Origin of the sequence: Burkholderia sp. LMU1-1-1.1 (assembly GCF_040675865.1) — a bacterium.
Classification (GTDB): domain Bacteria; phylum Pseudomonadota; class Gammaproteobacteria; order Burkholderiales; family Burkholderiaceae_D; genus Rugamonas.
Genome location: NZ_JBEGHG010000059.1, coordinates 1 through 273 on the forward strand (window position 1 = coordinate 1; position 273 = coordinate 273).

At 52.4% G+C, this 273-nt stretch carries 1 rRNA gene; it reads left to right on the top strand.

Annotation, left to right across the window (positions count from 1 at the left end):
- Window positions 1-273, top strand: a 16S ribosomal RNA gene (locus MRBLMU1_RS32740); the annotation flags it as partial.

Genomic DNA, 273 nt, shown 5'->3' on the forward strand with positions numbered 1-273 from the left:
CGGTCCAGACTCCTACGGGAGGCAGCAGTGGGGAATTTTGGACAATGGGCGCAAGCCTGATCCAGCAATGCCGCGTGAGTGAAGAAGGCCTTCGGGTTGTAAAGCTCTTTTGTCAGGGAAGAAACGGACTTTTCTAATACAGAGGTCTAATGACGGTACCTGAAGAATAAGCACCGGCTAACTACGTGCCAGCAGCCGCGGTAATACGTAGGGTGCAAGCGTTAATCGGAATTACTGGGCGTAAAGCGTGCGCAGGCGGTTTTGTAAGTCTGT